Raw genomic sequence first — 6,593 nt, 5'->3', positions numbered from 1 at the left:
CGATCGCAGCACCCGTGGTGGCAGGCCCGAATACCGTGTTCGTCGCCCCGCCGGCACTCCGGTTCGAAGACGCCATCGCCCGCGCCGGGCAGCAGCTGTTCGCCCAGGCACGTGATCAGATCGGCGACGACGCGCGCGTGCTCGTGGTCGACCCCCTCATCGACGCGAACACCGGAGGCCAGACGGTCAGCACGGCCAGGATGGGGGCGCAGCTCGAATCGGTGGTGCAGACGAGCTTTCGCTCCTGGGCGGTCACGCCGCTGACGCGCAACACGCTGGCGACCAAGCCGCTGCTCCTGATCGGCACGCTCACGCCGGTGAACATCGAGCGCAGCATCGACAAGACGCCCGATGCCTACCGCGTCTGGCTGACGCTGATCGACCTGCGCACCGGCAAGGTCGTGGCCAAGGCGCTCGACCGGGCGACGGTCGACTCGGTCAACGCCGAGCCGCTGCCCTTCTATCGCGACAGCCCGACCTGGCACAAGGACAACACGATCCAGGCGTACATCAACTCGTGCCAGGTCAACACCCGCATCGGCGACCCGGCCGACCCCGGCTACCTGGCGCGCCTGCCGGCGGCGGCGGTGCTGAACGAGGCCATCCTCGCCTACGACGAAGGCCGGATCCCGGTGGCGCAGCGGCTTTACAAGGAAGCCGAGCCCATCGCCGACCCCGGCGACCTGCGCGTCCTCAACGGCCTGTACCTGACGAGCTGGCAGCTGGGCCAGCGCGACGCCGCACGCGACGCGTTCGGCAAGCTGGTCAGTTCCGGCCTCGAGCTGAAGCGCCTTCCGGTCAAGCTGCTGTTCCAGCCGGGCCGCACGACGTTCAACCAGGTCGGCGACCTCCCGCAGCAGTACCAGTTGTGGATCTCGTCGCTGGCGCAGCAGGCCGGCAAGGCAGAGTCCTGCGTGCGCATCGTCGGCCACACGAGCCGCACCGGCAGCGCCCGCGCCAACGAGACACTGTCGCGCCAGCGCGCCGAGGCCGTGCAGCGGCTTCTCGAACAGAACAACCGGGCCCTCGGTGCGCGCCTGAGCGCAGCCGGGGCCGGCTCGCGGGAAGCGCTCGTCGGGCTCGGGACGGACGACCTGCGCGATGCGCTCGATCGCCGGGTGGAGTTCCGCGTCGTCGACTGCGTCTGATCGCTGCTTCGGCTGGCACGCCCGCGGCCTTGCGCGCGGTCGAATGTTCGTGGGAGGTGGGGCGATGAAGATGCAGACGCGTGGTTCGAGCTGGGCTCGCTGGCTCGGTGGGCTTGCCCTTCTGGCAGCGGCCGGCCCGGCGCTGGCGTTGAACAACTGGGAGCTCGGCAAGAGCCAGTTCGTGACCGAGTGCTTCGCCTGCCACAACCTCCCGGGCGGCGTCGACGGAACCAAGCAACCCTTCCCCGCGGGCCACTCGGCGACCACCGTGCAGGGCAAGATCAACACCGGCATGCGAGGGCTGGTGACCGACCCGCTGGCGACGGCCAATGCGGCTGTCTTCAACGACACCATCTCCAACATCGCCGCGTACCTGTCGAGGACCACCTTTCCGCTGGCCACGCTGTCGCCGCTGAATGTCGCCTTTGCGGACGTTTCCGTCGATCTCGCGCGCACCCAGACCTTCCGGCTGAGCAACAACGGGACGGCTGCCCTCGCCGTCAGCGGCATCGCGGTCAGCGACAACACCAACTACAGCGTGCCGGCGGCTTCGTGCCCGTCCGTCGCTGCCGGTTCCTTCTGCGACTTCGACGTCACCTTCGCACCCAAGTCCGTCAACAGCTTCGACGGCCGCACCTTGACCGTCAGCCACAACACCTTCGCGGCCTCGTCGACGGCCACGCTCGGGGGTACCGGCCTCGTCCAGTTCAGCGTCGCGCCGACGTCGCTCAACTTCACGCCGCTGACGGCACCGGCCGGCGTGCTGCAGGCGACCGTCACCGACAACAAGGGCGATCGCATCCGCATCTGCCGGGCCGATGCCCTCACCTTCAATTTCCCCGGCGACTTCACGCTCGACGCCCCGTTCACGCTCGGCGGCGACGGCTGCGTCACCACGGCGACCTCCGGCGCCTTGCCGCGCAGCCTGGCGCTGAACGTGCGGTTCGCCGCCGGAGCAGTCGGTCCGCGCAACGGCGCCCTCACGATCCGGCGTGTCGATGCCGGCGGCGCGACGCTCGGCGGGACGACCACGATTCAGCTGCAGGGCAATCCCGGACCGCTGGCGACGGTGAACAGGTCGAGCCTGTTCGATGCGCCGGCCGATCCGGGCGTCGAGGTCGACAACGACAACGTTTTGGAGCGCACGGTGACGCTCTTCAGCCAGGGCAGCCAGCCCCTGCCCTTCAACGGATCGAGCTTCACCCTCTCCGGCGCCAGCAGCGGCGAGTACACGCTGGCCGGCACCGGCTGCCAGGCGCTGGCGAGCTTGCCCGCCTCGATCGGCGGGACGCCGCCGTCCTGCGAACTGACGGTCCGGTTCAACCCGTCGGACGTCGGCCGGCGTGGACCGGCGACGCTGAACATCCAGATCGCGGGCGCGAACAGCAACAGCGTCCTGCTGAACGGCCTGGGCATCCGCGGTCCCCGACTGGCGGTGCGCCGTGGCGGCGTGTCGCTGGGGTCGGGAGATGTGGTGCAGTTCGGAACGCAAAGCATCGGCGGCGTGTACGCGCCGGTGGCGCTGACCCTCGGCAACGGCGGCACCGCCGGCGACCTCGAGGTGCAGCTCCCGGCCGCCGGCAGCGTGCCCGGTTTCACCTTCGTCGCGGGGGCGGGCTGCGCCACGCTGGCCGCGGCCGCGTCGTGCAGCGTCGATGTCCGGTTCGATCCCGCGGCGGCACAGGCCTATGCGAGCACGTTTGCGATCCGCACCCGGCCGGCCGGCTCCGGCGCGGCGTTCGCGGTGCTGTCGCTCGACCTGCGCGGCCAGGGCGCGGCCGGGGCGGTGCCGGTGCTGAGCTGGACCGACACCACCGGCACGCCGATCACCCGGCTCGATTTCGCGGACACCCAGCTGGGCACGCCGCGCACGAGCCGCGTCCGGCTCTACAACGACGGGCCGGGAGGCGTCGTCCTGCAGTTCGCCAACGTCGTCGGGCTCGGCGCATCGAACTTCGTGCTCGACACGGCGGATTGCGCGGCCGGCAAGGCCGTGTTCGAGAAGACGAGCTGCGAGATCGGCGTGCAGTTCGCCCCAGCCGCACCGGGCGCGAAGGCGGCGTCGGTGCAGTTCGCCACCGGGGCCGGGGCCGTTCCGGTGGTCGCGCCGCTGCTCGCAGCCAGCGGCACGGCGATCGGCAGCGCCACGCCCGCGGCCCTGGCCTTGTCGTCCATGTCGGTGGCTTTCGCCGACACCGTGGTCGGCTCCGCCACCACTCCGGTCGAGCTGAAGCTGTCCAACACCGGCAGCCGCAGCCTCGCCGTCACCGATCTGCAGATCGCCGCCCCCTTCGCGATGGAGACCAAGACGTGCGCCGGGGTGCCCTTCGTGCTGGCGCCCGGCACCGAGTGCACGCTGAGCGTGTCGTTCCGGCCGTCCGGCGAAGGCGCCGCCGTCGGCATCCTGCGCGTCACGAGCGACGCCGATCCGGCGATCCGCGACGTCGCGCTGCGCGGCAGCGGCGAGGCGGCGGCCGATGTGAGCGGCGGCGGCTGCTCGATCGGCTCGGGCACCTCGCTGCTCGATCCGACGCTCTGGCTGCTGGCCCTCCTCGCCGCCGCCACGCTCGCGCAGCGGCGCCGTCGAGGCGGCGGCGCAACCCGCCGGGGAGGGCCAGCCAAGTGACGTCACGACTCGGCTTCATCGCCCTCCTGCTCCTGCTCGCCTGGTTTCCGGCCCGGGCCCAGACCGACTATTCCTATTACGGCACCCTCGACCTCTCGTACGGGCGCTTCGAGCCGAGCGGCCAGTACCGCGAGCACCGCCTCAACAGCAACTCGCTCTCGGCGACCTTCGTCGGCATCAACGCCAAGCACGGCTTCGAGGGCGGCTGGACACCGGGCATCACGCTCGAGACCTTCCTCCGCTTCGAGGAGCGCACCTACGGCCGCAACGACAACGACCCGTTCCTGTCGCGCAACGCCTTCGTCTCCCTGGCCAGCGACTACGGCGCGCTGCGCGTCGGCCGGATGCAGACGTACTTGTTCGAGCAGACGACGCGCTTCAACGCCTTCGGCAACTCGATCGCCTTCTCGCCGGCCGTACGCCACCTGTTCCTGAGCGGCGGCCTCGACGGGGTGCAGGGCGACTTCTACTGGGACCGCGCCGTCAGCTATTCGACACCGCGTTTCGAGAGCGGGGTGTCGGGCAACGTGATGGTCGCGCGCGACAGCGGCGACAGCCGCGGCGACTATGCCGGTGGCTACGTCCTCTACTCGCGCGGCGTGCTCGCCGTCGCGCTCGGCGCCCAGCGCGTGCACATCAACAACGGCATCGACGACGAGACCGACGAGACCGCCGTGCAGCTCGCCGCCAGCTACAACTTCGGCCTGGTCCGCGCCTTCGCGCAGCACACCCGCATCCGCGACCGCGGCCTCGAGGTGCGCAGCCATTCGTCGAGCGCCGGCGTGTCGGTGCCGGCGGGCCCGGGCAACGTGCTGGCGCAGTTCGCCTACACGAGCGGCCGCGGCCCGGCCGTCGAGCGCAGGCACACCACGGTCAGCCTCGGCTACGTGTACGCCTACGACAGCCTGACCAGCATCTACGTCCTCGGGAGCGACGACCGCATGCGCAACCAGACGCGCGGTGTCTCCTACGCGGTGGGCGTTCGCTACACCTTCTGAGCGCGGCGCTCAGGGCTTGAGGTCGCCCAGCACGGTCGGGATCAGCTCCGACACGGTCGGGTGGATGTGCATCGCCTGCTGCAGCGTCCGGTAGGGCGCCCTCGCCGCCATCGTGTCGAGGACGCCGTGGATGGCCTCATCGCCGCCGACGCCGAGGATCGCCGCGCCGAGGATCTCGTTCGTCGCGCCATCGACGACGATCTTCATGAAGCCGGCGGTCTCGCCCTTTTCGACGGCTCGGCCGACTCGCGTCATCGGCCGGGTGCCGACGCGGACCGGCCGGCCGCTCGCGCGCGCCTCGGCCTCCGTCATGCCGACGCGGCCGAGCGGCGGGTCGACGTAGAGCGCATAGCACGCGATGCGATCGCCGACCCTGCGCTCCTCGCCGTCGAGCAGATTGGCGGCGACGATCTCGAAGTCGTTGTAGGCGGTGTGGGTGAAGGCGCCGCGGCCGTTGCAGTCGCCGAGCGCCCAGATGCCGGGGACGCGGGTGCGCAGCTGCTCGTCGACCTGGATGTAGCCGCGCGCGTCGACGTCGACCCCGGCACGGTCGAGACCCAAGTCGCCGGTGTTCGGCACGCGGCCCACCGCGAGCAGCGCGTGCGATCCGATGACCAGCGGCTCGCCCGTGGCGCACGCGACGCCGACGCCGACGTCCTCGCCGCGCGGCTCGAAGCGGATGCACTCGGCGCCGAGGCGCAAGGCGATGCCTTCGTCCTCCAGGATCTTCGCGACGGCGGCGGACACGTCCTCGTCCTCGCGGCCGATCAGGCGCGGTCCTTTCTCGACCACCGTCACTTGCGCGCCGAAGCGGCGGTACATCTGCGCGAACTCGAGGCCGATGTAGCTGCCGCCGACGACCACGAGGTGGCGCGGCACCTCGGCCAGCTCGAGGAGGGAGGTGTTCGTCAGGTAGCGGACACCGTGCACGCCCGGCATGTCCGGAATCAGGGCACGAGCGCCGACGTTGATGAAGATGCGTGGCGCCGAGAGCCGCTCGGCGCCCACGCTCACCGTGTTGGCCGACTCGAAGCGCGCCGTGCCCTTCAGGACGGTGCAGCCCGGCATCTTCCCGACCGAGCGCTCGAGGCTGCCGCGTGCATCGTTCACGACCTTGTCCTTGCGCGCCTTCACGGCCGGCATGTCGATGCCGACACCGCCACCGATCGTCACCCCGAAGTCAGCGGCGCGGCGCGCGAGGTGCGCTGCGTAGGCGCTGGCAACCAGCGCCTTCGTCGGCATGCAGCCGGTGTTCACGCAGGTGCCGCCGAAGCGCTTGCGCTCGACGAGCGCGACTGTCATTCCGGCGGCCGTCAGCCGCCCGGCGAGCGGCGGCCCGGCCTGGCCGGCGCCGATGACGATCGCGTCGAAGGCGCGTTCGGTCATCGCGGCGTCATGGGGATGAGAATCGTGCCCGGGGCCGGGCCGGCGATCCTGTCGATGGACAGCGCCGGGACGTGAAGTGTCATGCCTGTTCCCCCGTTGAGCGCGCCGCTCGAAACGCGTCGCGCAGCGCGCGCATCGATGCTGGCGCGAGTATCAGGCCAGGGGCACGTTTCCCGGGAAAGGCCTGCTCGTGGTGCAGGATGAAGTGCCTGCCCTGCGCAAAGGCCGGGGGCCGGCGACGTCACCGCTCCGGGGGCGTCGGGCACGGATGGCGCAATGTCGGCCGGGGGTGCAGGCGTGGCCACGCGCAGGGTCGAAGGCGAGCTCGTCCGGGCGCGTTCGTCGAGATCGCCGTGCACCGAGCCGCCGGTGCCGAAGGGCACGAATCCGCTCGTCTGGGCGCCGAGCAGGGAAGGGGGTCGCAACATGAGACTG

General features: G+C 71.0%; 4 protein-coding genes. 3 read left to right on the top strand and 1 reads right to left on the bottom strand.

Translation table 11 applies throughout. The annotated features are described in order from the left end of the window. The 3 genes from AC30N0_RS15345 to AC30N0_RS15335 form a co-directional block, all read left to right on the top strand. Positions 1-1,148, top strand: a 1,148-nt coding sequence (locus tag AC30N0_RS15345) for an OmpA family protein (RefSeq protein WP_489518771.1), incomplete at its 5' end; no start/stop codon positions are given. Positions 1,149-1,212: 64 nt separating this feature from the next. Next, complete coding sequence (locus AC30N0_RS15340; RefSeq protein WP_489518770.1) at positions 1,213-3,774, top strand: choice-of-anchor D domain-containing protein; 2,562 nt, start codon at positions 1,213-1,215, stop codon at positions 3,772-3,774. After that, a complete protein-coding gene (locus tag AC30N0_RS15335; protein ID WP_489518769.1) occupies positions 3,771-4,772 on the top strand; it encodes a porin in 1,002 nt (333 codons plus the stop codon). The genes AC30N0_RS15340 and AC30N0_RS15335 overlap by 4 nt, the downstream gene beginning before the upstream one ends. A 9-nt stretch (positions 4,773-4,781) precedes the next feature. Here the strand turns inward: AC30N0_RS15335 and AC30N0_RS15330 are convergent, their stop codons facing one another. Continuing rightward, positions 4,782-6,158, bottom strand: coding sequence for an FAD-containing oxidoreductase (locus AC30N0_RS15330; protein ID WP_489518768.1), 1,377 nt, complete (start codon positions 6,156-6,158; stop codon positions 4,782-4,784). Positions 6,159-6,593: the final 435 nt, after the last annotated feature.

Origin of the sequence: Rhizobacter sp. (assembly GCF_031412495.1) — a bacterium.
Lineage (GTDB): Bacteria > Pseudomonadota > Gammaproteobacteria > Burkholderiales > Burkholderiaceae_C > Schlegelella_A.
Note: the sequence above shows the minus strand (reverse complement) of the source record. Positions and strands in the feature narration are given on the sequence as shown.

Coding starts and splice junctions, on each gene's coding strand:
- AC30N0_RS15340 (WP_489518770.1), top strand. CDS start 1,213: ATGAAGATGCAGACGCGTGGTTCGAGCTGGGCTCGCTGGCTCGGTGGG.
- AC30N0_RS15330 (WP_489518768.1), bottom strand. CDS start 6,158: ATGACCGAACGCGCCTTCGACGCGATCGTCATCGGCGCCGGCCAGGCC.